The 25,371-nt window shown below is 69.4% G+C and carries 18 protein-coding genes; 5 read left to right on the top strand and 13 right to left on the bottom strand.

Features of this window, described 5'->3' with window-relative positions:
* The first annotated feature begins 7 nt into the window (after positions 1-7).
* The 3 genes from ACTJLF_RS00270 to ACTJLF_RS00280 all read left to right on the top strand — a co-directional run bounded on the left by ACTJLF_RS00270 (position 8) and on the right by ACTJLF_RS00280 (position 3,698).
* Positions 8-1,012 carry an amino acid ABC transporter permease gene (locus ACTJLF_RS00270; RefSeq protein WP_019652519.1) on the top strand — a complete coding sequence of 335 codons (1,005 nt, stop codon included), beginning with the start codon at positions 8-10 and terminating at the stop codon, positions 1,010-1,012.
* Complete coding sequence (locus ACTJLF_RS00275) at positions 1,009-2,064, top strand: amino acid ABC transporter permease (RefSeq protein WP_132751088.1); 1,056 nt, start codon at positions 1,009-1,011, stop codon at positions 2,062-2,064. The genes ACTJLF_RS00270 and ACTJLF_RS00275 overlap by 4 nt, the downstream gene beginning before the upstream one ends.
* 272 nt (positions 2,065-2,336) lie before the next feature.
* Positions 2,337-3,698 (top strand): homoserine dehydrogenase, encoded by a 1,362-nt coding sequence (locus ACTJLF_RS00280; protein WP_132751087.1) that lies wholly within the window; start codon positions 2,337-2,339, stop codon positions 3,696-3,698.
* 35 nt (positions 3,699-3,733) lie between these two features.
* Here ACTJLF_RS00280 and ACTJLF_RS00285 read toward each other — a convergent pair whose 3' ends face one another.
* From ACTJLF_RS00285 to ACTJLF_RS00295, 3 genes are read right to left on the bottom strand one after another with little or no spacing between them, the layout of a single operon-like run.
* Positions 3,734-4,132, bottom strand: coding sequence for a PPC domain-containing DNA-binding protein (locus ACTJLF_RS00285; protein ID WP_440882252.1), 399 nt, complete (start codon positions 4,130-4,132; stop codon positions 3,734-3,736).
* Positions 4,133-4,138: 6 nt separating this feature from the next.
* Positions 4,139-5,794, bottom strand: a complete 1,656-nt coding sequence (gene pgm / locus ACTJLF_RS00290) for a phosphoglucomutase (alpha-D-glucose-1,6-bisphosphate-dependent) (protein WP_440882253.1) — start codon at positions 5,792-5,794, stop codon at positions 4,139-4,141.
* Positions 5,791-6,468 carry an HAD family hydrolase gene (locus ACTJLF_RS00295; RefSeq protein WP_440882254.1) on the bottom strand — a complete coding sequence of 226 codons (678 nt, stop codon included), beginning with the start codon at positions 6,466-6,468 and terminating at the stop codon, positions 5,791-5,793. The genes pgm and ACTJLF_RS00295 overlap by 4 nt, the downstream gene beginning before the upstream one ends.
* A gap of 194 nt (positions 6,469-6,662) precedes the next feature.
* Between ACTJLF_RS00295 and ACTJLF_RS00300 the strand changes: the two genes are divergently transcribed.
* Both ACTJLF_RS00300 and ACTJLF_RS00305 read left to right on the top strand, forming a co-directional pair.
* A complete protein-coding gene (locus tag ACTJLF_RS00300) occupies positions 6,663-7,013 on the top strand; it encodes a hypothetical protein (protein ID WP_440882255.1) in 351 nt (116 codons plus the stop codon).
* Positions 7,014-7,152: 139 nt separating this feature from the next.
* Positions 7,153-8,523 (top strand): putative bifunctional diguanylate cyclase/phosphodiesterase, encoded by a 1,371-nt coding sequence (locus ACTJLF_RS00305; RefSeq protein ID WP_019652527.1) that lies wholly within the window; start codon positions 7,153-7,155, stop codon positions 8,521-8,523.
* On the opposite strand, the gene ACTJLF_RS00310 is transcribed toward ACTJLF_RS00305, so the two are convergent.
* The 10 genes from ACTJLF_RS00310 to map form a co-directional block, all read right to left on the bottom strand.
* Complete coding sequence (locus tag ACTJLF_RS00310; protein ID WP_440882256.1) at positions 8,505-12,920, bottom strand: cellulose synthase subunit BcsC-related outer membrane protein; 4,416 nt, start codon at positions 12,918-12,920, stop codon at positions 8,505-8,507. The genes ACTJLF_RS00305 and ACTJLF_RS00310 overlap by 19 nt on opposite strands.
* Positions 12,893-14,170, bottom strand: coding sequence for a cellulose synthase complex periplasmic endoglucanase BcsZ (bcsZ, locus tag ACTJLF_RS00315; RefSeq protein WP_309936195.1), 1,278 nt, complete (start codon positions 14,168-14,170; stop codon positions 12,893-12,895). The genes ACTJLF_RS00310 and bcsZ overlap by 28 nt, the downstream gene beginning before the upstream one ends.
* A gap of 7 nt (positions 14,171-14,177) precedes the next feature.
* Positions 14,178-16,550, bottom strand: a complete 2,373-nt coding sequence (gene bcsB / locus ACTJLF_RS00320; RefSeq protein WP_440882257.1) for a cellulose biosynthesis cyclic di-GMP-binding regulatory protein BcsB — start codon at positions 16,548-16,550, stop codon at positions 14,178-14,180.
* Positions 16,547-18,715 (bottom strand): UDP-forming cellulose synthase catalytic subunit, encoded by a 2,169-nt coding sequence (gene bcsA, locus ACTJLF_RS00325; RefSeq protein ID WP_440882258.1) that lies wholly within the window; start codon positions 18,713-18,715, stop codon positions 16,547-16,549. Before bcsA ends, bcsB begins: the two co-directional genes overlap by 4 nt.
* Positions 18,716-18,723: 8 nt before the next feature.
* Positions 18,724-19,524, bottom strand: coding sequence for a cellulose biosynthesis protein BcsQ (gene bcsQ, locus ACTJLF_RS00330; protein ID WP_240649851.1), 801 nt, complete (start codon positions 19,522-19,524; stop codon positions 18,724-18,726).
* A gap of 2 nt (positions 19,525-19,526) precedes the next feature.
* Positions 19,527-20,051: a hypothetical protein gene (locus ACTJLF_RS00335; protein WP_354422932.1), complete on the bottom strand. Its 525-nt coding sequence runs from the start codon at positions 20,049-20,051 to the stop codon at positions 19,527-19,529.
* Positions 20,048-20,518, bottom strand: coding sequence for a cellulose biosynthesis protein BcsD (gene bcsD / locus ACTJLF_RS00340; protein ID WP_309936194.1), 471 nt, complete (start codon positions 20,516-20,518; stop codon positions 20,048-20,050). Before bcsD ends, ACTJLF_RS00335 begins: the two co-directional genes overlap by 4 nt.
* Before the next feature lie 284 nt (positions 20,519-20,802).
* Entirely contained in the window at positions 20,803-21,837 is a 1,035-nt protein-coding gene (locus ACTJLF_RS00345; protein WP_440882259.1) for a diguanylate cyclase, read from the bottom strand.
* A 28-nt stretch (positions 21,838-21,865) separates the two neighbouring features.
* On the bottom strand, positions 21,866-24,472 hold the full coding sequence (locus ACTJLF_RS00350; protein ID WP_126181906.1) for a [protein-PII] uridylyltransferase: 2,607 nt from the start codon (positions 24,470-24,472) through the stop codon (positions 21,866-21,868).
* Positions 24,473-24,506: 34 nt separating this feature from the next.
* Complete coding sequence (gene map, locus ACTJLF_RS00355; RefSeq protein WP_019652536.1) at positions 24,507-25,331, bottom strand: type I methionyl aminopeptidase; 825 nt, start codon at positions 25,329-25,331, stop codon at positions 24,507-24,509.
* Positions 25,332-25,371: the final 40 nt, after the last annotated feature.

Raw genomic sequence — 25,371 nt, forward strand, 5'->3', positions numbered from 1 at the left:
CCACGCAATGACTATCCGTAAAAGCGCTGCTCCTTCGTCATCGCGCGGGGTCTGGCTGGCATGGGCCGTCCAGGCCCTGCTGGTGCTGGCCGTGGTGGCCGGAGCGGTCTGGGTGGTTCACCATGCGCTCGAGGTGCTGCGCGCACGCGGCGTGCGTTCGGGCTTCGACTTTCTCACCGAGCCTGCCGGCTTCTCGATCAGCGAAGGCTGGCTCGACTTCGATGCCAGCCAGCCGTTCTGGCGCGCCTTCCTTGCGGGCCTGATCAATACGGTGCGCGCGGCAGTGCCCGCAGCCATCTTCTCTGTCGTGCTGGGCACGCTGATCGGCATCGGCCGGCTCGCGCCGCATGTGCTGCTGCGCGGCATCTGCACCGCTTATGTCGAGCTAGTGCGCAACGTGCCGCTGCTGGTCCAGCTGCTGATGCTGGCTTTCGCGATGGCGAACCTGTTGCCCGATCCGACGGAGCCGGTGCGGCTCCTGCCGGGCGTGTGGCTGAGCAAGGGCGGCCTCAGCGTGCCGTGGCCGATGATGGGCGAGGGCGGCCTGCATTTCGAGCTTCCCGAGCGCGGTGATTTCGGCGTGAGCGGCGGCGCGGCGCTCAGTCCCGAGTACGTGACCATCGTCGCCGGCCTGAGCCTGTATTCGGCCGCCTTCGTGGCCGAGATCGTGCGCGCGGGCATTCTTTCCGTACCGCAGGGGCAGGTGCTGGCCGGGCAGGCGCTGGGGCTCTCGCCGGTGCAGCAGCTGCGCATCGTGGTGCTGCCGCAGGCGCTTCGGGTGATCGTGCCGTCGCTCACCAACCAGTTGCTGAGCCTCACCAAGAACTCGTCGCTGGCGGTGGCCGTGGGCTATCCGGAACTGGTGTCGGTGGCCAACACCACCATCGGTACGAACGGCCGCGCCTTCGAGTGCATCGCGATCATCATGGCGGTCTACCTGCTGCTGTCGCTGCTGATCTCCTTCGGCATGAACCGCTACAACGCGCGCGTCGCATTGCGGGGCTGGCGATGAGGAACGCCGCGCAAGGGCCGATCGCATGGCGAAGCGAGCTCTGGGGTTCGCCGATGCGCGTGCTTGCGACGCTGCTGCTGCTGGCGCTCTTCGCGTGGATCGGCTTCCACGTCGTCGAATGGGGCATCGTGCACGCCGTGTTCCGGCCTGACGCCGAGGCCTGCCGGGCCGTGCAGCATGGCGCCTGCTGGGGCGTGGTGGCCGAGAAGTGGCGGCCGATGCTCTTCGGGCGCTTTCCGTACGAGGAGCAGTGGCGTCCCGCCGTCGCGGTGGTCGTGTTGTCGGCAGTGACCATGCTCAGCGCCTGGCCGCGCAGTTGGCGCTGGTGGCTGGTGCCGCTGTGGGTCGTCGCGCTGCTGCTCTTTGTGCTGCTGATGCGCGGCGGCGTACTGGGCCTGAGCCATGTGCCCACCGGACGTTGGGGCGGCCTGCCGCTGACCATCGGGCTCGCGGTGGTGGGGCTGGCGCTGGCCTTTCCGCTGGCACTGCTGCTGGCCCTGGGGCGGCGCTCCGGCTGGCCGGTGGTGCGCACCCTGTGCGCGAGCTACATCGAACTGGTGCGCGGCGTGCCGCTGATCTCGGTGCTGTTCATGGCCTCGTTCCTGCTGCCGCTGCTGTGGCCGGCCGGATGGCAGCCCGATGTGCTGGTGCGCGTGCTCGCGGGCCTTTCGCTCTTCGTGGCCGCCTACCTAGCGGAGATCATCCGGGGCGGCCTGCAGGCCGTGCCGCGCGGGCAGATCGAAGTGGCGATGGCGCTGGGCTTCGGCCGCTGGCCGGTGCAGCGCGACATCGTGCTGCCGCAGGCGCTGCGCCTCGTCGTGCCCGCGCTGACCAACAACGTGGTCGGCACGCTGAAGGACACTTCGCTGGTCACCGTGGTCGGCCTCTTCGAGCTGACGGGCGCGCTGGGGCTGGCGCTGGGCGGCGACCCGACCTGGCGGCCTTTCTACCTCGAGGGCTACCTCTTCGTGGCCGCGGTCTACTGGGTGCTGTGCTTCGGGCTCTCGCGCTACAGCGTATGGGTCGAAAAGCGGCTGTCGGCCGCACCCTGACCGGGACGCCGCCCGGGTCCTGTACACTCCAGGGCTTCATGTCGAGCCAACGCTTCCCCTTCGCATCTTTCGCAGCCCCCATGGGCCGCATGATGCCGCCTGCCTCCGCGCAGGCGATGGTCGTTGCTCGAATGATTACCACCATTACCACCGCGGCCACCTGAGCACGCGCAGGTGGCCGTTCCGGCAGCCACCTGGTGTATCGCTCTCTCCCCCGAACGAATGAACCCAGCTCTGGCAGCTGGGTTTTGTTTTTTCGTCAGGAGTTGTCCATGTACCGCGATCCCGTTGAATCCCTAGAGCCCTTGCACCACCGCCAGGCGGCCATCCGTACCCTGCGCGTCGGGATGATCGGCATCGGCACCGTCGGCTCGGGCACTTTCCGCGTGCTGGCGCGCAACCGTGCCGACATCGCGGCGCGGGCCGGCCGGTCCATCGAACTGGTGATGGTCGCCGCGCGCAACCTGGAGCGCGCGGCCGGCATCGTGGGAGACAGCGTCGCGCTGACGGCCGACGCGATGCACGTCGCCACGCATCCCGACATCGACGTGGTAGTGGAAGTGGCCGGCGGCACCGGACCTGCGCGCGACTGGGTGCTGGCCGCCATTGCGCACGGCAAGCACGTGGTCACGGCCAACAAGGCGCTGCTGGCGGTGCACGGCGCCGAAATCTTCACGGCCGCGCGCGAGAAGGGCGTGATCGTGGCCTATGAAGGCGCGGTGGCCGTCAGCATCCCGATCATCAAGGCGCTGCGCGAAGGCCTCGCCGCCAACCGCATCGAATGGGTGGCCGGCATCATCAACGGAACCACCAACTTCATCCTGAGCAAGATGCGCGACGAGGGCCTGGACTTCGCCGCCGCACTCGCGCAGGCCCAGGCGCTGGGCTATGCCGAGGCCGACCCCAGCTTCGACATCGAGGGCATCGACGCGGCCCACAAGCTGACCCTGCTGGCCGCCAACGCCTTCGGCATGCCGCTTCGCTTCGCAGACGCCCAGGTCGAGGGCATCACCGCGCTGCAGGGCGTGGATGTGGCCTGCGCCGAGCAGCTGGGCTACCGCATCAAGCTGCTGGGCGTCGCGCGCCGGCAGGCGGCCGGGGTCGAACTGCGCGTGCAGCCTGTGCTCGTGCCTGCCGCGCACCTGATGGCGCAGGTGAACGGTTCGATGAATGCCGTCATGGTGAAGAGCGACGCGGCCGGACTCACGATGTACTACGGCGCGGGCGCCGGCTCGGAACAGACCGCTTCTGCCGTGATCGCCGACCTTGTCGACGTGGCTCGGCTCGACGGCGTCCATGCCGCGCAGCATGTGCCGCACCTCGGCGTCCATGCGCATGCGACCAATGCGCTGGCCGTGCTGCCGCGCGCAGCCGTCCACACCTCGCACTACCTGCGCGTGCCGGTGCGTGCGCTCGATCAGATCCAGGCGATCGCCGCCGGCCTCGCCGAGCGGAAAGTGCCGGTGCACCAGGTCGCGCTGGCGGCCGAACGGCCCGGGGTGGGACCTCAGGTGCTGGTGCTGACCGGGCCGGTGGAGCAGGGCGCGCTCGACCTGGCCGTGCATGCGCTGCAGGCGCGCGCCGAGGTGGCGGGGCCGGTCACCACGCTGCGTGTGGAGTCGCTGGAAGGCTGAGCTTCAGGGCTTCAGGGCTTCAGGGCTTCAGGGCTTCAGGGCTTCAGGCGCGGGCTCAGCTCGGCATAGCCGGTGAGCGGATCGTGCGTCCGCGCGAACTGCCACTCCGGCAGCACGGCGACGAGGATCTCGGCCGTGGTCCGCACGACGCAGCCCGGCGCCGCGTGCCCACCGAAGACGCGGCCCTCGGCGTCCGACACGCTGATGTGCAGGTGCGATCCGTCCGGCGACAGGCTGCCCGCCAGCGTGAGGATCTCCAGCTCGCCCTCGATGCGAGCCGGCCTCGGCGCCCCCGCGAAACGGATGCTCGCCCCGTTCAGGCTGCCGATGCCCGAGACGATGAATGCCGCTTCACTGCCGCTCGCAGCCAGGGCCGAGTCGAGCGACGCACGCAGGTCGTCGCCCGGGTTCAGCCGCAGCACCAGCGTCCGCATGCGGCTTCAGTTCCCTGCGAGCGCGCCGTCAACCACGTGCTGCGCTTCTTCGAGGATTTGCGCGAGATGCTCCTCGCCCTTGAAGCTCTCGCCGTAGATCTTGTAGATGTTCTCCGTGCCCGAGGGGCGCGCGGCGAACCAGCCATTCGCGGTGACAACCTTCACGCCGCCGATGGCCGCGCCGTTGCCTGGCGCATGGCTCAGCACCTCGACGATCCTGTCGCCCGCCAGCTCGGTCGACCGGATCTGCTGCGGCGACAGGCTCGACAGCCGCTTCTTCTGCTCGACCGTCGCCGGAGCGTCCACCCGGTTCGAGACCGGCCTGCCCAGCGCCTGCGTCAGCTCGGCATAGCGTTCGCCCGGGTCGCGTCCGGTGCGCGCGGCGATCTCGGCGGAGAGAAGGGCGGGCACCATGCCGTCCTTGTCGGTGGTCCACACCGAGCCGTCCTTGCGCAGGAAGGTCGCGCCTGCGCTTTCCTCGCCGCCGAAGGCCAGCGAGGCATCGACCAGCCCGTCGACGAACCACTTGAATCCCACCGGCACCTCGTGCAGCCTGCGTCCGAGCCGGCTGGCGACGCGGTCGATCATCTGGCTGCTCACCACCGTCTTGCCGATGGCCGCCTGCGCGGGCCAGTTCGGCCGGTGCGTGTAGAGGTAGTCGATCATCACCGCGAGGTAGCTGTTCGGCTGCATCAGGCCGGTGCTGCCGGCGACGACGCCGTGGCGGTCGTGGTCGGTGTCGCAGGCGAAGGCGATGCCGAAGCGGTCCTTCAGCTCGATCAGCTTGTGCATCGCATCTGGCGACGACGGGTCCATGCGGATGCGGCCGTCCCAGTCGAGCGACATGAAGCGGAAGGTCGGGTCGACCTCGCAGCTGAGCACGTTCAGGCGCTTGAGCTTGTAGCGCTCGGCGATGGCCGGCCAGTAGCGCACGCCGGCGCCGCCAAGCGGGTCGACCCCCAGGTCGATGTTCACGTCGCGGATGGCATCCATGTCGAGCACCTGGGCCAGGTCCTCGACGTAGGTGTTCAGGTAGTCGTGGCGGTGCGTGGTCGAAGCGCGCAGCGCCTGCGCGAGCGGCATGCGCTTCACGCCTTCGAGGCCGTTCGCGAGCATTTTGTTGGCGGCTGCCTCGACGGCCGCGGTGATGTCGGTGCCGGCCGGCCCGCCGTTGGGCGGGTTGTATTTGAAGCCGCCGCTCTCGGGCGGGTTGTGAGAGGGCGTGATGAGGATGCCGTCGGCCAGTCCCGTGGTGCGGCCGCGGTTGTAGACCAGGATCGCGTGCGACACGGCCGGCGTGGGCGTGTACTCGTCGTCCTTCGAGATCATCAGCTCCACGCCGTTGGCTGCCAGCACCTCGACCGCGCTGCCGAAGGCCGGCGTCGAAAGGGCGTGCGTGTCGATGCCGAGGAAGAGCGGCCCGTCGATGCCCTTCTGCCTGCGGTAGTCGCAGATGGCCTGGCTGATCGCCAGCACATGCCATTCGTTGAAGGCATCGTCGAAGGAGGAGCCCCGGTGCCCCGAGGTGCCGAATGCCACGCGCTGCGCGGGCACCGCAGGGTCGGGCCGGCCTGTGTAGTAGGCCGAGACCAGGCGCGGCACGTCGACCAGCAGTTCGATGGGTGCGGGCTTGCCCGCCAGGGGATTGCTTGCTTGGCTCATGTCGATGGGAAGTCGAAGTTGATGAGATCCGAGATGCGCTCGACGGTGATGTCGGCGGGTGCGTAGGCTGCGTTGGCCGCGGTGTCGAGCGCATAGTGGCCCTGCCGCACGAAGACCGTTGTAAGACGCGGTCCCCAGATGGCTTTCATGGCCGAGAGGATGCGCAGCTTGTCGTCGATCATCACGTAGTGCCGCGCGGGATGGTGGTGCTCGACGACGTCGAGCATCTCTTCCTTGTGCACGTAGATCAGCACGCGGCCCTCCGCGGCCTCCCACAGGCCCGAGCGCTGCACCTTGCGCGGCTGCAGCACCACGTCGCCGTCCGAGAGGACCACCGTGGGACCGTGGCGGCGCAGGTGCTTCAGCGTCTCGTGCACGCCGGGATAGAGCCTGTCGGCGAAGGGGTAGTCGATGACGAATTCCGAGATCCTCAGCAGCCGTGCATCGCTCATGCCGTCGCGGCTTTCGCTGGTGCGAAAGAGCTGCAGCGCGCCGAGGTAGTCGACGTAGCCCAGGGAGTCACGAAGCTGCTCGAAGCCGACCCAGTAGCGGCTCGCGCTTTCGGCGCCGAAGGCCTCGTCGAGGCGTGCGTGGAGGTCGGCGATGAAGCGGTCGTTGTCGAGCAGCGTGTTGTCGACGTCGATCAGGAAAACCGTGGCAGGAGGCTGTGTCATGGGGATGGGGCCGAGAGGGCTCGGCCGGGTACTGCGCGCGTTGCTTTCAGCATAGCGCCCGAATGCGATGCCGGATCGCGGCCGCGTGATTTAGTTGATGGTTCGCGGCTCGCTGGCTTAATCTTTGACGCAGGGGCGCCCGGCAGCGGAATAAGCTCTCGAGGAACTTTGAACGCGAGGAAGGAGCACGAAAGATGCACATCACGAACGGTCGACGCCGGTCCGCGGCGGTCCTGGGTACCTGGGCTCTTTGCATGGGCCTGGCCGCCTGCCAGTCGCCGCCGGCCGACCGCCCCCTGACTTCGGAGGTGCCCGAGCCGCCGAGCTTCGTCACCCCGCCCGACACCTGCCAGGCGGCGTCGGTGCGATTCGGGCTGGGGCTTCGCATCACGCAGCAGCTGCTGGAGGAAATGCGCCAGCGCGCGGGTGCGAGGATGGCGCGCACCGTTCTCGCGACGGAGCCGGCCGATCCGACGCAGGACATGATGCGGCTCAACGTGCAGGTCGAGCCCACCGGCCGCGTGGTCGGCGCGTACTGCGGATAGGGCGGCGTACTGGCCGACACCGCGTTGTATACGAAGGTGTTGTGGTGCGCACACGTGCCAGTAACAAATCTTCGCCGCAACGGGTGGATCGGTACGAATTGGGAGAACAATAGCCCGCGACTTCCGGAGTCCCAGTCTTTTGTCGAACCAGCAACCCACCGTTTCACTGCCGTCCTACTACGACGGATCGGCCCGCCTTCCGCCGGACGAGATCCTTCGTCCGCTGATGGCCGACTGGGCGCGCGCCGGCAAGCGGCTGGCGGCGGTGTGCTACGTCGATGTCGACCGCTTCGCCGAACTGAATACGCGCCTGGGCATGGTCGCGGGCAACGCAGCTCTGGAAGAGGTGGCCCGCCGCATCAAGGCCGAGCTGCCGCGTGAGAGCGTGATGGCGCGCGTGGGCGGCGACGAGTTCGCGGCGCTCTTCGCGGGCCTCGGCACCTCGCAGTGCGCGCAGGTGCTCGAGCGCATACAGACGGCGCTCGCCGAACCCTGGGAATGGCGCGGCCAGACCGCCAGCATCGACGCGAGCATCGGCGCCATGCTGCTCGACAGCAACGGCCCGCCGCCCGAGACCGCGCTGCGCCAGGCGCAGCACGCTGCCTTCTTCGCCAAGCGCGCGGCCGACGGCAAGGTGCACTATTTCGACGCCCCGCAGGCACGCGCCGACGAGCAGGTGGTGCGCGAGCGCCAGCGCATCCAGGAGGGGCTGCTGCAGGGCGAGTTCTTCCTCGTCTACCAGCCCAAGGTCGACATGTCGCGCGGCGTGGTGGTCGGGGTCGAGGCACTGATCCGCTGGATGCACCCCGAGCGCGGGCTGATGCCCCCGGCGCAGTTCGTGCCGCTCATCGAGGACGATGCCCTGGTCGAGCAGGTCGGCGACTGGGCCATCGCCACCGCGCTGTGGCAGGCGCACCAGTGGCGCCTCGAGGGCCTGCAGATCTCGGTGAGCGTGAACGTGGCGCCGCGCCACATGATGCGCTGGGACTTCGTCGAGCGGCTGGCGCGCCACCTGGCCCAGTTTCCCAAGCAGGGCGAGGGCATGCTCGAGCTCGAGATCCTTGAGACCACCGCGATCAGCCAGTTCGCGAACGTCGCCTTGTTCGTCGAGGCTTGCAAGCTGCTGGGCGTGGGCGTGACCATCGACGACTTCGGCACCGGCTATTCGTCGCTGACCTACCTGCGCCAGCTGCCGGTGTCGACGGTGAAGATCGACCAGTCCTTCGTGCGCGGCATGGTCGACAACAGCCAGGACCGCGCCATCGTGCAGGGCATCATCGCGCTGCTCCACGCCCTGGGGCTCACGGCGGTGGCCGAGGGCGTCGAGACGGTGAAGCAGGGCGAGGCGCTGCTGGCCATGGGCTGCACGCTGGGCCAGGGCTATGGCATCGCGAAGCCGATGGCGGCCAAGGAGGTCGGGCCCTGGGTCGCGCAGTATGAGCGCGCGCCGCTGTGGGGCCGCGACGGGAAGCCCGGCGCGGGCCTCCCCGATCAGAGCAGCGGCGTGTAGGGCGAAGTCATCGGGTTCAGCGTGGTGCCCGAGCCGGCGCCGGGCACGCCGATGCTGCTGGAGCCGCCGAACACGTAGCGCAGGTAGACGCTGCCTGTGAACTGCCGGTAGTTCTGCGCGTTGTTGAAGCCCAGGGCTCCGCCCAGGAACATCTTCGGAGCGAGCTGGTATTCCAGCACCGCGGCGAGGTTGTAGGCCAGGCCGGTCTTCGAACTGCTCGCGTAGGTGTTGTTGAAGTTGGAGCTGTTCAGCCCCAGCGCCAGCGCCTGGTAGGCCGCGTTGGATGCAGCCGAATTGCGCGACGGGTCCGTGGGGAAGTAGGGCGAAGTCTTCTGGGTGAACGACTGCACGCCCAGCGAGGCGTTCAGCCGCCACGAGAGCCGGTCGCTGCGCCCGGTCCAGTCGACCGGGAACGCCACGCTCACGAAGCTCTGCGGGCTGAAGTAGCCGCCTTGCCCGAAGGTGTAGTAGCTCAGGTTCTTCTGGTAGCCCATCAGGCCGATGTTCATGCCCAGCGTGAGCTTGGAACTCGGGCTGTTCAGCAGGTGCAGATAGGCGCCGCCGCCGGTTTCCACGCGCGAATTGCTCTGCACGTTCCTGCCGGTGATGCCGTGCGCCGCGAGGTAGCTGTACACGCCGTAGGTGCCGTCGTCGTAGCCGATGTCGCCGCGCACGCCGGTGGCGACCACGCCGCCCCAGCGCTCGTTGGTGCGCTCGTCCTTCGCGCCGGCGAAGGACAGCACGCTGTCGGTCACGGCGCGGCGGGAGATGTCGGCCTTGTAGTTCCACGAGTCGCCGATGCTGCCCTTGAAGGTCACGTTGCCGACGACGTTGGTGGTGGGAAAGCCCAGCGGCGTGGTGCCGATGCCGGCATCGATGTTCTTGCCCTCGTAGCCCACGTTGAGTCCGACGCCGGCCGCGTTCTGCTGGCCGGGGCTGGCGCCGGTGCTCAGCGAGTTCAGCGCGGCGCTGGGGCCGCCGCCGAAGCGGCTGCCGGTGCCGTAGTCGCTCGCGGGCGTGCCGGCATCGAGCACCGTGGGCGTCACGCCCACGACGATCTTGCCTTCTCCCACCGGGAAGCGCGCCTGTATCGGCAGCTGGAAGTCGGAGAGCCGGCTCAGGCCCGCCTCGCCGGCGCGGTTTCGGTAGACCGTGCCCGCCGTGAGGCTGATGGCGCGCTGTGATTCGAGCTCCTGCAGCTCGGCTTCCACCGAACGGGGCGCGGGTGCGGTGCGCAGCGGCGCGTTCCAGCCGGATTCCGCACGCGGCGTGTTGGCCTGTGCATAGGCGGCGTTGGCCTGCGGGTAGCCCGGCGCCGGATAGCCGCCCTGCTGTGCCGGCGGAATGTAGACCGGCGCGACCTGCTGCGTGCCGGGTACCGGGTACTGCGGCAAGGGCTGTTGCATCGGCTGCGCGATATAGGCCGAGGCCTGCGGCACGTTGTTCGGGTTCGCCGCGGCATTGCGCGCCGTGCGGGTCGACGACGACTTGGACGCCGTGGAGCGGCCCTTGGCGTTCGACGCCGGAGCGCCCGAGTTCCAGGGCAGTGCGCCGGGCGGGTAGGCATTCGGCGCCGCTGCTGCCGGATAGGCGGCGTTGGCAGGGTAGGCGGGATAGGCCTGCGCCACCGGGTATCCAGCCGCTGCCGCAGGCGCCTGGTACGAAGCCGGCTGCATCCGCGCCTGTGCGAATGGATTGCCGTTGGCCGGCGGATAGCCGGCCGGCACCGCCGCACCGGGCGCGCCGCCCGTCATGCCCGCGAAGGGGTTGGCCTGCGGCAGCGGCGATGCGGCCATGCCGCCGGGGGCGAAGCCGCCCGATGCCACCTGCCGCTCGGCCTCGACCGCCGCGCGCAGGTACTGCTCGGCCTTGCGGCTCTCGCCGGCGTTGCGGTAGACGCGCCCGGCCGCCGCTAGCACGCGCGACTGGTCGGGGGCCTGCTTGAGCGCGGCCATCACGTAGTTCTCGGCCGAGCTGTGGTCGCGCTGCGCGCTGGCGCTGGCAGCGGCGGCGAGCAGGGTGTCGAGATCGGTCGGGTTGCGCTGGAGCACGCGCTGGTAGAGCGCGAGCGCCTGGCCTTCGTCGCGCGCCGCCGAGTACAGCCGCGCCAGTGCAGCCAGCGCCTGTGGATCGTCCGGGCGCTCGGCAAGCACCGGCGCCATCGCGTTGTAGGCCGCTTCGAGGTTGCCTGCCTCGCGCAGCGAATCGGTCTGGCGCAGCGCGAAGGCCACGCGCAGGTTGTCGAAGTCGGCGCGCTGGCTGGCCGTCATGTTGGTGGCGGCCAGCTGGCGCAGCACGGCCGACAGCTCGATGTCCTGCTTCGTCTTGAGCAGCACCGAGGCGTAGAGCAGCCGGTCGCCCGTGCTCGGCGTGGGCGAGCGCGCCAGCAGCTGGCGGCTCATGGCCAGGGCGCGCGGTGCGTCGCCGATCTCGGCATAGGCACCCGCGAGCTGGCCCCAGAGCTCGGCCGGCATGTCGCTGCTGAGCGCCGACTCGGCCTGTGCGAGCACGCCGCGCGCGGCGTCCACCTGGCCCTGGCGGGCCAGCGCCTGCGCGCGTGCTGCCTGCTGCTGTGCCCAGAGGCGGCGCTGCAGCGCGGCCATGTCGCGCGTGCGCGAGCCGGCGGGAATGCGTTCGAGGTACTGGATGCCCGCTGCCGCGTCGCCGGTCTCGGAGGCGAGCAGGGCGCTCGCATAGAGCGCGTCGGGCATGTCGGGCTGCGACATCAGCAGGCCCTCCATCACGCCGCGCGCCTCGGACACCATGCCGCGCTTGCGGTAGAGATTCGCGAGGTCCAGCCGCACCCAGGGGCTGTCTGGAGCGGCGAGCATCGCGTCTTCGAGCGTGCGCTGCGCGCCGGCCGCGTCGCCGGCATCGGCCTGCTGGCGGGCACGGTTGCGCGCCTGCTCGACCTGGATGTCGCGCAGCCCGCCCAGCTGGGTGGCCTGCTCGGGCGTGAGACGGCGCGACAGGGCCACGGCCTCGTCGGGGCGGCCGGTCTGGCCGTAGACCGAGATCAGCCCGCGCAGCGCCTGCGTGTTCTGCGGATGGCTTTCGAGCACGCGCTTGTAGCCCTGCTCGGCCTGAGGGAAGTCGCCCGCGGCCGCGCGCAGGTCGGCCAGCGCGTTCTGGCCCACCGGCTCGCGCGGATCGATGCGCACGGCGCGCTCGTAGAGCGACTGCGCGCCGCGCAGGTCGTTCTTGCCCTGGGCGGCGCGGGCCTGTCCGACCAGCACCCAGTAGTTGGCGCTCTGCAGCGCCGAGTTCCACTTGCTGCCGCCAGCGCGCACCGCGCGCTCCAGCAGTTCCTGCGCCTCGGCGAAGCGCTCCTGGCGCAGGCGCACCAGGCCCAGTCCGCCCAACGCCTCGGTGTCGTCGGCCTTCGTGCGCAGCGCCTGCTGGAAGCGCTGCTCGGCAGTGCTCGCGTCGCCGCGGTCCAGCGCCTTGAAGCCTTCGCCCACCGGCACGCCGGGCGAGTTCGCGGCAGCGGTCTTGGCGCTGGTGAGGCTCTCGAGCCGAGCGGCCACGGCAGCGTCGGCCTGATTGGTGCTCAGGTATTCCTGGTAGAGCGCAACGTCGGGCTGGCGCGCGTCGAGCCAGATGAGCGCCTGGCGCCATGCGGCGCGCGCGGCATTGGCCACGGCCGGCTGCTTGGTCAGCTCGACCAGCTCGCGGATGCCCGCGCGGCGGGTCGATTCGCTGTAGGTCTTCTGCTGCGCCAGCGCGAGCTTGTAGTTGGCGTTCTCCGGATGGTCCTTCACCAGCTGCTCGAGGCCGCGGCGGCCTTCATCGGCGCCCTGGGGCGTGCTGGCCAGCACCTGGTAGTACTCCAGCGCCAGCGCCTCGGGCGGCGGACGGTTGTCGAACTGGCTGCGGTAGAGCTCCACTGCCTCGGCGGCGCGGCCGGCGCGAGCCGCGGCGCGGGCGCGCTGCAGCGTGCTCTGCGCACCGGCGGGCTGCTGCGCCTGCTGCTGCAGGCGTGCAAGGCGGCTGTCGTTCGGGTTCGCGGTCCGCAGGCGGGTGATCCAGGTGCGCGCGGCGTCGGAATTGCCGCGCGAGAGCTCGACCTGCGCCATGCCGTACATCGCGTCGGTCGACTGGGGCTGCACGCTCAGCAGCTTCTTCCAGCTTTCCTCGGCCAGGTCGGCGCGGCCCTGGGCCTGCCAGTAGTTGCCTTGCTCGATCAGCGCCGCGCTGGCGGCATCGGCCTGCGCATGGGCGGGGTTGGCGGCGTACAGGGCCACGAGCATGCCGAGGCAGGCCGTCCATTGCCGCGATTGGCGCGACGGCACGAAAGCACGCGGGCCGGCGGCGAGGCCGCGCGAGCGCTGCGGCATCAGGCCGGTCGTCAGGCCGGTCTTCATGCCGGTCATTGCGCCGGTCGATTGGGACGGCATAGCGTTCTCCATGAGGTTTGCAGCTGGCCGTGGCGGCCGAATTCATAACGGCCGTCGAGCCACGCCTGTCCGAAAAGCAACAGGCACTGCTCGTAGTACGGCAAGGGCGTCGGTGGCGGCGTGGTTGCGTTGGCGGCGGGAGGCGCCACGCGGCCGCCGGGCACGCGGGCGACCTGGTCGGCCAATGCATCGGTGGCGTCCAGCGCCTTGAGGTAGGGCAGCATCGCGCCCGAGAAGCCGAGCGGCGCCATGCCGCGGATCTGGCCGGTGACGGTGTCGACGTATTCGGGCACCGTGTGGTTCTCGGCCAGCGCCTGGCGCGGGCCGCGCAGGTTCAGCAGCAGCATCTTGCGCGCCGGGTCCTTCTCCGAAAGCATGCCCGCCCAGAGGTAGACGCGGATGGCGTCGTAGCTGCCGATGGCACCCTTCTGCGGATCGGCGACGAAGCTGCGCGAATCCTGCGACCAGGCGCACCAGTCGGGCGCGAAGCCCTTTGGCGTGACGGCGCCGAACATGCGCAGCGTGTTGTCGATGACCTCGCCCCACGGGCCGGCCGCGTCGGCCTGCTGGAAGTAGCGCAGCAGCTGCAGAGGCATGTAGCTCGGGTTGAGGCGCCACAGCGGCCCGCTCGCCACCGACTTGGGCCAGGGCAGCAGCATGCGCCCGAGGCCGGGCACGTTGATGATCTCCTCGCGCACCGCCTGCGCCAGCACCTCCCGGCCGAGCGAGCGGTAGCCGGCGTCGTTCCAGAGCCGGCCGGCTTCCATCAGCGCATAGGCGATCCACAGGTCGGCGTCGGATGCGGCGTTGGCGTCGAGCACGCCCCAGCCGCCGGCGGGCTTGCGGCCCCATTGCCAGGCCGGCAGCTGCTTGGCGAGGCTGCCCCCCGCGAGATTGGCCTCGGTCCACGCCAGCACGCGCGAGAAGGTGGCGCGGTCGTTGTGGATCAGCGAAAAGAACAGGCCGTAGGACTGGCCCTCGGAAGTCGACTGCTGCTGCGGCGTGTTGAAGTCGATCACCCGCCCGTCGGGCTGGATGTGGCGCGCGGCGAAGGCGGCCCAGTCGGTGGCCGGGTGGCAGGCAGGTGCAGGTGCTGGCGAGGGCGAAGCCGCGGCGGGCGTCGTGGGGGGCGGGGCGGCCGGCGCGGCAGCGGCCAGCCTGGGCAGGGCCAGCACAAGCCCCGCTGCGCCCAGCAGGGCGCGCCGGCTCGAAGGCCGTTGCGGCAGGGGCACTGTTTTCGAACGTTGCATGTATTCCTTACTTACCCTTTGCCTTCACCGACAGCCGGCGGCGGGCGCGCAGCTGCAGGCCCGCGTACGACACGGCCGCGCCCAGCAGCGCCAGCACGATCACCAGCCCGGCCAGCATCAGCGGGCTGCGGGAGAGATTCCACTGCACCCAGGCGATGGGGGGCAGCCTCCCGACATAGTAGGTGTCCTGGCCCAGCACGCTGTTGACCTGCGTGTCGCGCACGATGGTCATGCTGCCCTGCACGCTCTTGAGCAGGTCGGGCGTCATCAGCGCGTTGAGCAGAGCGTCCTTCGAGTCGCCGTTGGCGATCGCGGCGACCACGCTGCGGCCGCTGCGAAGCGGCGACTCGAAGCCGGCCAGCACCCCGTCGCGGCCGTCGGCGCTCACCGAGATCTGCATCGAGCCCGGAAGGTCTTCGCGGGTGCGCGCGCCGATCACGAAGTCGATGGCGCTGTCGATCCAGCTGGTGAGCTTGAACTCGGGCGCGTTGCCGTTGCGCTTGAGCGGCATCCTGTCGGCCCACTGGGTGAACAGGGGCTGGTTCTGCAGGTTGCCGATCACCAGCAGGTCCTTGTCGGCCCACTGCTGCGCTTCGGCCGAGCGGCCCACCTTCACGCGCAGCGCGGGGTAGCCGGTGGAGCGGCCGATCTGGCCGAGCAGGCCGAGGAACATCTCGGTGTCGCTGCTGCTGGGCTGGTCGGGCAGGATGACGGCGGTGTCGGACAGGTCGGCCATGCGCGAGAACGGGAAGCCGCCGTTGGCGTACGCGGCCAGTTCCGGCATCGCGATGAAATGCGGGAAGCCCGACACGTCGATCTTCGAGGTCGGGTCGATGGCGCCGCGCACGTTGTCCAGCTGCGGCACGCAGCGCCCGCCGACCGGCTCGAAGTAGTAGTGCAGCCGCAGCTGGCTGCGCGGACCCATGGCCAGCGGCGGCAGGATCACTTCCTTGCGCTCGGCCAGCGTGCCGTCGGGCATCAGCTTCACCGCCAGCGGGTTCCACCAGCGGTCGCCGGCCGGGTTGGCAGAGCGCAGCGGCAGGCCGCCCACGAAGTTCTCGTTGACGTTGACGTTGAGCGTCGACTGGTCGGGCCGCACGCGCGGCGTGTAGCGGTATTGCAGGTCGAGCGGAATGCCGCGGCTGCGCCAGGTGAAGAGGTCGGGCGGCAGCTGCAGGTTCACTCGGACCACGTCGGGGTTGTAGCCCGTCACCGAGAGGTCGGCCGCCGTGGCCAGTTCGCCCAGCTGCAGCGGCCGGTCGCTCGGCACCCAGCGCGGCGCGTCATAGGGCTTGCGCGTGGGCGGCTCCTGGAAGGCGGTGATCGAGGCCGTGGCGCCCGCAAAGGCCTTGGCATTGAGCGCCAGCGCGGCTGCGGCGGTGCGCAGGTCGGCGGGCGTGCTGCCCATCACCAGCAGCAGCTTGCCGTTGGGGTCGCGCGGGTTGTCGACGATCGCGATGCCCGGCCCGCGGATGGCCGGCAGCGTGAGGCCCGGAATGCTCGAATCGGGCGTGACGAACACCACCGCGTGGCCCGTGGGCAGGTCGGCGCCCGACACCGGGAAGGTCGCGCCGCGGTAGTCGGCCAGCGCGCCGAACCACGACGAGACCACGCCCGCCGCCTCCAGCACCGGGCCCGAGGCGGCCGTGCCGAACACGAACGGAATGCGCGCCCGGCGGACGTCGCGGCGGTCGAAGAAGGGCTGCGGCAGGGCCGCGAGGTCGTTGACCAGCTTCAGCGGCGCCACCGTCAGCTTCAGCGTGCTGGAGGCGTCGACGCGCGCCCACAGGCTGGTGTGCGCCGGGTCCTCGCACTCGCGGGTGTAGTGGCCGATGAGCTCGACGTTGATGCGGTTGAATTCGGTGATCAGGCGCCGGTCGATCGGGATGTCGGCCGTCTGCGGACGGCCCGCGCCGGCGGTGGGCACCGGCAGCGTGGCCACCAGCACGTCGTTCACCGTGACCTTCAGGTGCGACAGCTCCGGGATCAGCGAGGGCGAGTAGGCGTAGTTCAGCCTGAAGGAGGCGGCGGTCACCAGCTCGTCGGCGCGCACGTTGAACGGAATGCCGACCGTGCCGCTGATGCCGCGCAACTGCACCGCGTAGTCGATGCCCAGCTGCGTGAGGTTGAACTCGCGCACGGCGCCGCCGGTGGGCGCGGCTGCCGCCACGGCCTGCGGGACAGCGGCGGCGACCGGGACCGCAGGAACAGCAGCCGGAGCCTGCGGTTCGGCGGTGCGGGTCTGGCCGAAGGCGGTGCCGGTGGCCACCAGGGCCACGGCCAGCGCCACGGCGCGGGAGACGAACGAGGACGAAGCCGCGCTGACTGGATGCTCGGCGCGGCGATGCGCGCGCTGGTGGGGCGTCACGTGGGTCGTCACGTGGATTCCTTCGCTTTGACGGGACGCAGCCGCGAGGCGGCCGCACGGTAGTAGTGGCTGAACATGTCTCTGAACCCGGTGCCGCTGATGCTGATGATGTGGCCGAGCACGCGGTGGATCGGCACCCGCGGGTGGTTGCCCCAGCGCGCGGCCCAGATGTCGGCGCGGGCGGTGGTGCACTGGACCAGCGCACGCTCCTGCGCGAAGCTCATCGGCGCGAAGCGAAGGCCCAGGCGCTTGCCGTTGCTGAAGCGCACGCTGGAGGCGAAGCGCGACTCCTGGTCGTTGCGGTAGAGCGCCACCTCGACCGGCGTTTCTAGGTCGAGCTTCATGTCCTGCGGCAATTCGAGGCCCAGGCCGCCGCTGGAGAAGTCGAAGGTGTTGCAGCGCAGGGAGCGGCCGTCGGGGAAATACAGCGTGGCCGGCAGGTTCAGCTCCACGCGGTGCGAGCCGCGCAGCTGGCGCGACTCGTTGGCCGCGGCCACGCAGGCGCCCAGGATCATCAGGTTGTAGACCGTCCAGGCCAGGTTCAGCCACACGGTGGCGATGTGCTGCGAATCCACCCAGGTCAGGCGCCACACGCCCAGGCAAACGCCCACGAAGTTCAGCGCGAGCAGCACCAGGCTGGCCTTGGCGATGCTGCTGTCGAAATACTCCTGCTGGATCAGGCCGCCCTTGGCCGTCACGTTGAAGCTGCCCAGCTTGGGGTTGATGAGCGCCACCAGGGTCGGACGGAAGATGTACCAGGCCAGCACCGCCTCGTAGACCTCGTTCCACAGCAGGTAGCGGAAGCGCCCCTGGATGCGGCTGTTGGTCAGGTTGGCGTGCAGGATGTGCGGCAGCGCGAAGGCGAAGATCATCGAGGCCGAGGCGTGGATCACGCTCGCGCCGAAGTACAGGTAGGCCAGTGGCGCCGTCAGGTAGATGAGCCGCGGCAGCCCGTACAGGAAGTGCAGCATCGCGTTCACGTAGCACAGGCGCTGCGCCCAGTGCAGGCCGCGGCCGAACAGCGGGTTGTCGATGCGGAAGATCTGCGCCATGCCGCGCGCCCAGCGGATGCGCTGGCCCACGTGGCCCGAGAGGCTCTCGGTCGCCAGGCCCGCGGCCTGCGGCAGCGCGAGGTAGGCGGTGTTGTAGCCCAGGCGATGCATCTTCAGCGCGGTGTGGGCGTCTTCGGTGACGGTCTCGACCGCGATGCCGCCCACTTCTTCCACGATGGTCCGCCGCAGCACGGCGCAGGAGCCGCAGAAGAAGGTGGCGTTCCAGAGGTCGTTGCCGTCCTGGATCAGGCCGTAGAAGAGCTCGCCCTCGTTGGGCACCGTGCCGAAGGTGTCGAGGTTGCGCTCGAAGGGGTCGGCCGAGAAGAAGTAGTGGGGCAGCTGGACCATGCCCAGCTTGGGGTCGCGCCCGAACCAGCCCATGGCGATCTGCATGAACGAGCGCGTGGGGATGTGGTCGCAGTCGAAGATCGCGACGAACTCGCCCGTGGTGTTCTTCAGCGCGGCGTTGATGTTGCCGGCCTTGGCGTGGCGGTTGTTGTCGCGGATGACGTGGGTCACGCCGACCTGCTCGCAGAACACGCGGAATTCCTCGCGGCGGCCGTCGTCGAGCACGAAGATCTTGAGCTTGTCGCGTGGCCAGTCGATCAACTGCGCGGCCAGCACGGTCTGGCGCACCACCGACAGCGACTCGTTGTAGGTCGGGATGAACAGGTCGACGGTGGGCCACTCGGCCGGGTCCTGCGGCAGCGGCACCGGCTTGCGCTCCAGCGGCCAGGCGGTCTGAACGTAGCCCAGCAGCAGCACCACGAAGGCGTAGAGCTCGGCCATCAGCAGGCCCACGCCCAGCACGAAGTCGAGCGGGTTGTCCATGAACATGGTCTCGGTCACCCGCCAGTAGGTGTAGCGCGAGGACACGACCACCGAAAGGAAGATCAAAACCAGGCTGGCGAAGCGGCCGCGGAAGCGGTTGGTGACCAGCGCCGCCACGAAGATGCCCACCGACAGCACGATCTGCTGCTCGAAGGTCATCGGCGCGATGATCAGCGCCGGCAGCATCGTGAGCGCCGCGATCCAGCCGAAGATGCGCACCGGCAGCAGCCGAAGGATCGCCGGCGCCGGGCGGGGTTCGGGCTGGGGCGGCAGGGCGGACTGGGCGTGTTTCATCGGTTCGTCTACGTGGTCCGCAGGTTCGGGAAGGACGCCGCCTGGCGGACGGTGTCGATGCGTTCGAGCAGGCGCTCGGCGCAGGCGTCGATGTCCTGCGTCGCCTGGCTCATGGGCGCGTAGCGCTGCACGGGCGCGGCCGAGGCCAGCGCCTCGGGCACAGCCTGGTCCAGGTGCAGCATGCCCAGCAGCTCGGGGCGCAGCCGCTGGCGCAGCAGCTCGAAGACGTCGTGGTTGAGCCGCTTGCCGGGGTCGATCTGGTTCACCACGTAGCCGGTGCCGAGGTAGTCGGTGCGCGGGCGGGCGTACTTGTCGAGCATGCGCTCGACGATGGGCAGCGTTGCGAAGGAGCCTGCATCGGCCAGCACCGTGACCACGCCGAAGCTGGCCGCGCGCAATGCCTGCTGCAGGTACACCGATGGGCCGGGCGGGGTGTCGAGCACCACCAGCGTGTCGGCGGGCAGGCCAAAGCGCTCTAGCGTGTCACCCAGCCAGCCGGGGGCGCGGGCCAGCTGCTGCTCGAACGCTATCTGGCGCTCGTCGTCGACGTCGCCGAAGGGCAGCAGCATCACGCCGCCGTGCGCGGGTCGGATCACACGCGCCCACGGCATCAGGCCGGTGGCGGCCTCGACCAGGCCGCTGTCGCAGGCCTGCGGCTCGTTGGCGATGTGGAAGCGCAGCGCGTTCTGGGGATCGAGATCGATGGCCAGCACCCGCCGGCCGCGCTGGACGAGCGCGGTGCATAGATTGGCGGCAATCGTCGTCTTGCCTACGCCGCCCTTGGAAGAGATGACGGGGATGACAACCATCGTCACGTCGGCCTTCGCCAGCGTGACATGGGACCCGGCGGTGCCGCGGGCACCTGCGGCGCGGCCAGGCGTGCGAAGAGCTGCTCCAGGGGCGTCGGCGCGGCGCCCGGGCTGGAGGAGCCGATGGCGGCGGCCGGCGGCATCACCGGCGCGACCGGGGTCAGGGGCGGCTCGGGCGCGTACATGGCCGCGGGCGGCGGCGCGAAGACCTGCAGTGGCGGCACCGAGGCAGCCGGTGCATGAACGGGGGCCGCGGCGGGGGCGTGTACGGGTGCGTGGACTGGTGCATGAACCGGTGCGTGCGCCGTCATCGCGGCGCCGACCGGAACGGACGCCGGGGCAGGCGAGGGTGCGGGCGCGGGCGCAGCGACCGTCGGCGGATGGGCGATCTTCTCGCCGGTCAGCAAGGGCCACGCGCGAGGCGCCTCTGCGTCCGGCGGGGCGAACTCCCGGTAGCCGTTGCCGTTGCCGCCGAACTTGCCAAAGAGGCCGGCGATGTCCTCGGGCATGTGTTCCTCCGAGCTCATGGGTCGACCCTCGCCAGCCGCAGATCGACGCGCGGACCCGCATGGACTTCCGTCAAGGCGTGCACGCGAAGGTTCGAGGGCATGTGCTGCGCCTCGAACCAGGTCTGGTAGGCGCCCTCGAAGAAGCCGACGCTCCAGCCCGTCGATTCCGGCCCGAAGGCGGCCGCGACCGGGCTGCAGGCGTGGGAGATGGCGACGCCGTCGGCCTCTTCGTTCAGCACGGCGAAGCCCCAGTCGATGCCGTCCCAGCGGGCGTTGAACTCGTCCTGCAACTCGCCCAGCGTGCGGCACGGGGGAATCGGCAGGGCATGCGCAAGACGCTGGCCGATGCGAAAGAAAAGCTGCTTCAGATCCTCAGGGGGCAATCCGGCGCTCAGTTCGGCGGCCATGCCGCGATTGAATTCCAGCCATTGCGCGCTGCAGGATTTCTTTTCGTAATAGTCAATCAACGACGAGCCAGTTTCCATGCCGAGGCATTCTCTTGGATCAGTTAACCATTGACAATGAATGTGAACTAATTAGTACGAAAGGACTGGGTTTGGGAGACCCAACTGTCTGAATTCGGGGACGAGTCCGCAGCGCGGACGTGCAGGCCGAGCGATCCGCTTCGCGCCTGTACGGAGCACAGGCGCAAATGGATTCGTTTTTTGGGGAGGGCGGTCGATCCCCTGCGGGGGAACCGGAAGAAAGAGCGGGCGCTGCCGGCGCAGGGCTCGCGGGCTAAGGAGAGGGCTCGACGGCCCGCGTGGGATCAGCCCGAGATGGCTTCGCCGGCCTGCTGGAACATCAGGCGGCGGGTGCGCTTGACCGCGTCCATGGCGGCATCCGCCTGCCGCAGGGCTTCCTCCGCGGAGGTGGTTCGCGGATCGACCGCCACCACCCCGACGCTGGCGCCCGCGTAGTCGATCGTCATGTTCCTGAGCCGCAGTTCGCCCTTGGTGTTCTCGGCCAGCCGGTCGCCCAGCGCCATTGCGCCGGTGCGCGGCGATTCGCCCAGGCCCGGACCCAGGCCGATCACCACGAACTCGTCGGAACCGAAGCGCGCCAGCATGTCGCTCGCGCGCACGGAGCCCGACAGCTGCCTGGCCATGGCGGCGAGGAACTCGTCGCCGACTTCCTGGCCGTGCGTGTCGTTGATCTTCTTGAAGTCGTCCATGTCGATGAAGCCGACCAGCACGCTCTGGGCGCTGCGCGCGCCCTGGGCGAGCATGCGCTGCAGGGCATCGACGAGCGCCCGGCGGTTCGGCAGGCCGGTGAGGGCGTCGGTCGCGGCATGGGTCAGGAGCTCGATCCCGGCCTTGTCGAGCTTGGCGATCATTCGTTCGCGCTCGACCTGCTGGCCGATCAGGCTGGCGAACAGGCGCAGCAGCGGCTGCGCCACGGCCGGCAGGGGCGTCTGCCCGGCACCGGCGACGCACAGCGCGCCATGGAGGCTGCCGTCGACCCTAACCGGCGCGGCGGCGCAGCTCCTGATGCCCAGTTCGCGTGCGGCATCGGCATCGCCCCAGCAGCCGCCCGCGTCGTCGGCGTAGATGCGGTTTTCCTCGAGGGCGTGGCGGCACAGCGTGTCGCCCCAGGGCAGGTAGTCCCCTTCGGGAATGGCGATCTCGCCCGCGTTGTGGGCGAAGAGGATGTGCTGGCGGGCCTTGTCGGGCTCGATGATGGCGAGATAGGCCGATTCCAGGCCGGTTGCCGCCTCCAGCATTTCGAGCATCGGGCGCGCCAGGTCTTCCAGCGTCGTGGCCGAGGAGACGGTTTCGGATAGCTGTTCGATCAGAAATTCCATGGCCGACATTCTGAGGGTTCCCGGGGTGTCAGGAGGCCAGTGCTTCCATCAATTCGGTTTCGATGGCCAGCTGGGTCTTCTGTCCCTGCAGCTCCGGGCCGCTGATCAGGAAGGTGTCTTCCACCCGCTCGCCCAGGGTCGTGACCTTGGCGAGCTGCAGGTTCAAGTGATGGCGCGCCAGCACCCGGGCCACCGAATACAGGAGGCCGGCGCGGTCGCTGGCGGAGATGCTGAGCAGCCACCGCTGGGCCTTGTCGTCCGGCAGCAGGCTGATGCGCGGCTTGATCGGAAAGCTGCGCACCCGCCGCGACACCCGGCCCATGCTGGGCGCAGGCAGCGCGCCCGCTTCGGTCAGCGTCTGCGCCAGGCCCGCCTCGACCATGCTGATCAGGTCGCGGTAATGGTCGGGCAGGAAGGTGGTCACCACCTGGAAGGTGTCGAGCGCGTAGCCGTTGCTCGTGGTGTGCACCTTGGCGTCCAGGATGCTGAAGGAAGCCTGGTCGAAATAGCCGCAGATGCGCGCGAAGAGGTCGGGCTGGTCGGGCGTGTACACCGCCACCTGCAGGCCTTCGCCCACGGGAGACAGGCGCGCCCGGACCACCGGCGGCGCCTTCGGGTCGACCGGTACGTCGGGCGGCGGCACGAAGCGCGAGAGCTGCTTGGCATGCCAGGCGATCTCGCCGGCATCGTGGCGCATGAAGTAGCCCACGTCGAGCGTGTCCCACAGGGCCTTGTGCGCCTCGAAGCGCTGGGCGTGCAGGGCAAGCTGCACCAGGGCCTCGCGCTTGCGGGCCTCGACCTCCGCGTCGGGGTCGGGCATGCGGCCGCCCAGTGCGCGCAGGGTGTAGCGGTACAGGTCTTCCAGCAGCTTGCCCTTCCAGGCGTTCCACACGCGCGGCGAGGTGCCGCGGATGTCGGCCACCGTCAGCAGGTAGAGCGCGGTCAGGTAGCGCTCGTTGCCCACGCGCCTGGCGAAGGCGCCGATCACCTCCGGATCGCTCAGGTCCTGCTTCTGGGCGACCTGGCTCATCACCAGATGCTCGGCCACGAGGAATTCGATGAGCTTGGCGTCTTCCCGGGCGATGCCGTGCTGCTTGCAGAAGCGCTGCACGTCGCGCGCGCCCAGCGTGGAGTGGTCGCCGCCGCGGCCCTTGGCGATGTCGTGGAAGAGGGCGGCCACGTACAGGATCCAGGGCTTGTCCCAGCCGGCCGCGAGCTGCGAGCAGAACGGGTACTCGTGCGCGTGCTCGGCGATGAAGAAGCGACGCACGTTGCGCAGCACCATCAGGATGTGCTGGTCCACCGTGTAGACGTGGAACAGGTCGTGCTGCATCTGCCCGACGATGCTGCGGAACACGCGCAGGTAGCGCCCGAGTACCGAGGTCTGGTTCATCAGCCTGAAGGCATGCGTGATGCCGTAAGGCTGCTGGATGATCCGCATGAAGGTCTCGTGGTTGACCGGGTCGTTGCGGAACTTGCTGTCCATCACGTGGCGAGCGTTGTAGAGCGCCCGCAGCGTGCGCGCCGACAGGCCCTTCACGCCGATGGTCTTCTGGTAGAGCAGGAAGGTCTCGAGCACCGCGTGAGGCTCGCGCTCGTACAGGTCATCGCTCGCGATCTCGATCAGCCCGGCGCGCTCGTAGAAGCGCTCGTTGATCGGCGTGGGCTGCTCGTCGCTGGGCTGCAGCCGCTCGGAAATGTTGAGCAGCAGGATCTGGTTGAGCTGCGACACCGCCTTGGCGGCCCAGTAGTAGCGCCGCATCAGCGCCTCGCTCGACTTGCGCTGCGATTCGCTTTCGTAGCCGAAGGTCGCGGCCACGGCGGTCTGCAGGTCGAACACCAGCCGGTCCTCGCGCCGGTTGGCGATCACGTGCAGCCGGGCGCGGATCAGCGAGAGCAGCGCCTCGTTGCGCTTGATCTGCTGGGCCTCGAAGGAGGTGGCCAGGCCGTTCTTGGCCAGGTCGTCCCAGCGGCTGCCGTAGCCCGCGGCCTTGGTCATCCAGAGGATGGTCTGCAGGTCGCGCAGGCCGCCGGGCGACTCCTTGCAGTTGGGTTCCAGCGCATAGGGCGTGTTATCGAACTTCTGGTGGCGGTGCCGCATCTCCTGCGACTTGGCCACGAAGAAGGCCTGAGGGTCGATGGCGCGCGAGAAGCGGCGGCGGAAGGCCGTGAACAGCTTCTTGTTGCCGGCGATCAGGCGTGCCTCGAGCAGCGAGGTCTGGACGGTCACGTCCTTCTCGGCCTCCGCCAGGCATTCTTCGACCGTGCGCACGCTGGAGCCGATCTCCAGGCCGGCGTCCCAGCACTGGCCGATGAAGGCCTCGATGCGGGCCGGCTCGATGCTGCCGGCCTCGCCCTCGGGCGGCAGCAGCAGCAGCACGTCGACGTCGGAATAGGGGAAGAGTTCGCCGCGCCCGAAGCCGCCCACGGCCGCCAGCGTGAGCGATTCGCCGAAGCCGGCCTCGCGCCACAGGGTGCACAGGGTTTCGTCGGCCAGCGCCGAGAGCTGGCGCAGCACCGTGTGGACGCTGCGGGTGGGAGCGCGCGCGAAGCGCAGGGTGTCGAACAGGGCGAGCTTCTTGGCGCGATAGGCTTCGCGCAGCGTCGCCACGTCGATGTTGGCTGCTTCGATCACGGGCGGAAAGGCGATGGAACGCGGCGCTGCCGCGTCAGGTCTTGGTGGCGGTGACGAAGGAGGGCAGCGGCGGGCTGCCGGCCGACAGGGTCAGCACCTCGTAGCCGGTCTCGGTGACGAGCACGGTGTGCTCCCACTGGGCCGACAGCGAATGGTCGCGCGTGACGATGGTCCAGCCGTCGTACTGGCCGCCCTTGAAGTCTTCCTTCACGTCGCGCTTGCCGGCGTTGATCATCGGCTCGATGGTGAAGATCATGCCGGGCTTGAGCTCTTCCATGGTGCCCGGGCGGCCGTAGTGCAGCACCTGGGGTTCTTCATGGAAGCGCTGGCCCACGCCGTGGCCGCAGAACTCGCGCACCACCGAGAACCCGTGGCCTTCGGCGAACTTCTGGATCGCATGGCCCACGTCGCCCAGGTGCGCGCCGGGGCGCACCTGCAGGATGCCGTGCCACATCGCCTCGAAGGTGATCTGGCACAGGCGCTTGGCGGCGATCGACGCGTCGCCGATCACGTACATGCGGCTGTTGTCGCCGAACCAGCCGTCCTTGATGACGGTCACGTCGACGTTCATGATGTCGCCCTTCTTCAGGGGCTTGTCGTTCGGAATGCCGTGGCACACCACATGGTTCACCGAGGTGCACAGCGACTTCGGGAACGGGACGCTGCTCGCGCCCATGTAGCCCACCGTGGCCGAGGTGGTGCCCTGCTTGACCATGTACTCGGCGGCGAGCCGGTCGATTTCGTTGGTCGTGATGCCGGGCTTGATGAAGGGGGTGAGGTAGTCCAGCACCTCGGAGGCCAGGCGGCAGGCGACCCGCATGGCTTCGATGCCTGCAGCGTCTTTGTAGTTAATGCTCATGGCCGAATTATCCCATTCGGCAAGCTAAAATTCCGGGTTA

It is taken from the genome of Variovorax sp. 22077 (assembly GCF_052044195.1).
Lineage (GTDB): Bacteria > Pseudomonadota > Gammaproteobacteria > Burkholderiales > Burkholderiaceae_C > Variovorax > Variovorax atrisoli.

What these genes read in the sequence shown, in the direction of transcription:
- ACTJLF_RS00270 (WP_019652519.1), top strand. Translation starts at nt 8, where the DNA reads ATGACTATCCGTAAAAGCGCTGCTCCTTCGTCATCGCGCGGGGTCTGG.
- ACTJLF_RS00275 (WP_132751088.1), top strand. Translation starts at nt 1,009, where the DNA reads ATGAGGAACGCCGCGCAAGGGCCGATCGCATGGCGAAGCGAGCTCTGG.
- ACTJLF_RS00280 (WP_132751087.1), top strand. Translation starts at nt 2,337, where the DNA reads ATGTACCGCGATCCCGTTGAATCCCTAGAGCCCTTGCACCACCGCCAG.
- ACTJLF_RS00285 (WP_440882252.1), bottom strand. Translation starts at nt 4,132, where the DNA reads ATGCGGACGCTGGTGCTGCGGCTGAACCCGGGCGACGACCTGCGTGCG.
- pgm (WP_440882253.1), bottom strand. Translation starts at nt 5,794, where the DNA reads ATGAGCCAAGCAAGCAATCCCCTGGCGGGCAAGCCCGCACCCATCGAA.
- ACTJLF_RS00295 (WP_440882254.1), bottom strand. Translation starts at nt 6,468, where the DNA reads ATGACACAGCCTCCTGCCACGGTTTTCCTGATCGACGTCGACAACACG.
- ACTJLF_RS00300 (WP_440882255.1), top strand. Translation starts at nt 6,663, where the DNA reads ATGCACATCACGAACGGTCGACGCCGGTCCGCGGCGGTCCTGGGTACC.
- ACTJLF_RS00310 (WP_440882256.1), bottom strand. Translation starts at nt 12,920, where the DNA reads ATGCCGTCCCAATCGACCGGCGCAATGACCGGCATGAAGACCGGCCTG.
- bcsZ (WP_309936195.1), bottom strand. Translation starts at nt 14,170, where the DNA reads ATGCAACGTTCGAAAACAGTGCCCCTGCCGCAACGGCCTTCGAGCCGG.
- bcsA (WP_440882258.1), bottom strand. Translation starts at nt 18,715, where the DNA reads ATGAAACACGCCCAGTCCGCCCTGCCGCCCCAGCCCGAACCCCGCCCG.
- bcsQ (WP_240649851.1), bottom strand. Translation starts at nt 19,524, where the DNA reads ATGGTTGTCATCCCCGTCATCTCTTCCAAGGGCGGCGTAGGCAAGACG.
- ACTJLF_RS00335 (WP_354422932.1), bottom strand. Translation starts at nt 20,051, where the DNA reads ATGAGCTCGGAGGAACACATGCCCGAGGACATCGCCGGCCTCTTTGGC.
- bcsD (WP_309936194.1), bottom strand. Translation starts at nt 20,518, where the DNA reads ATGGAAACTGGCTCGTCGTTGATTGACTATTACGAAAAGAAATCCTGC.
- ACTJLF_RS00345 (WP_440882259.1), bottom strand. Translation starts at nt 21,837, where the DNA reads ATGGAATTTCTGATCGAACAGCTATCCGAAACCGTCTCCTCGGCCACG.
- map (WP_019652536.1), bottom strand. Translation starts at nt 25,331, where the DNA reads ATGAGCATTAACTACAAAGACGCTGCAGGCATCGAAGCCATGCGGGTC.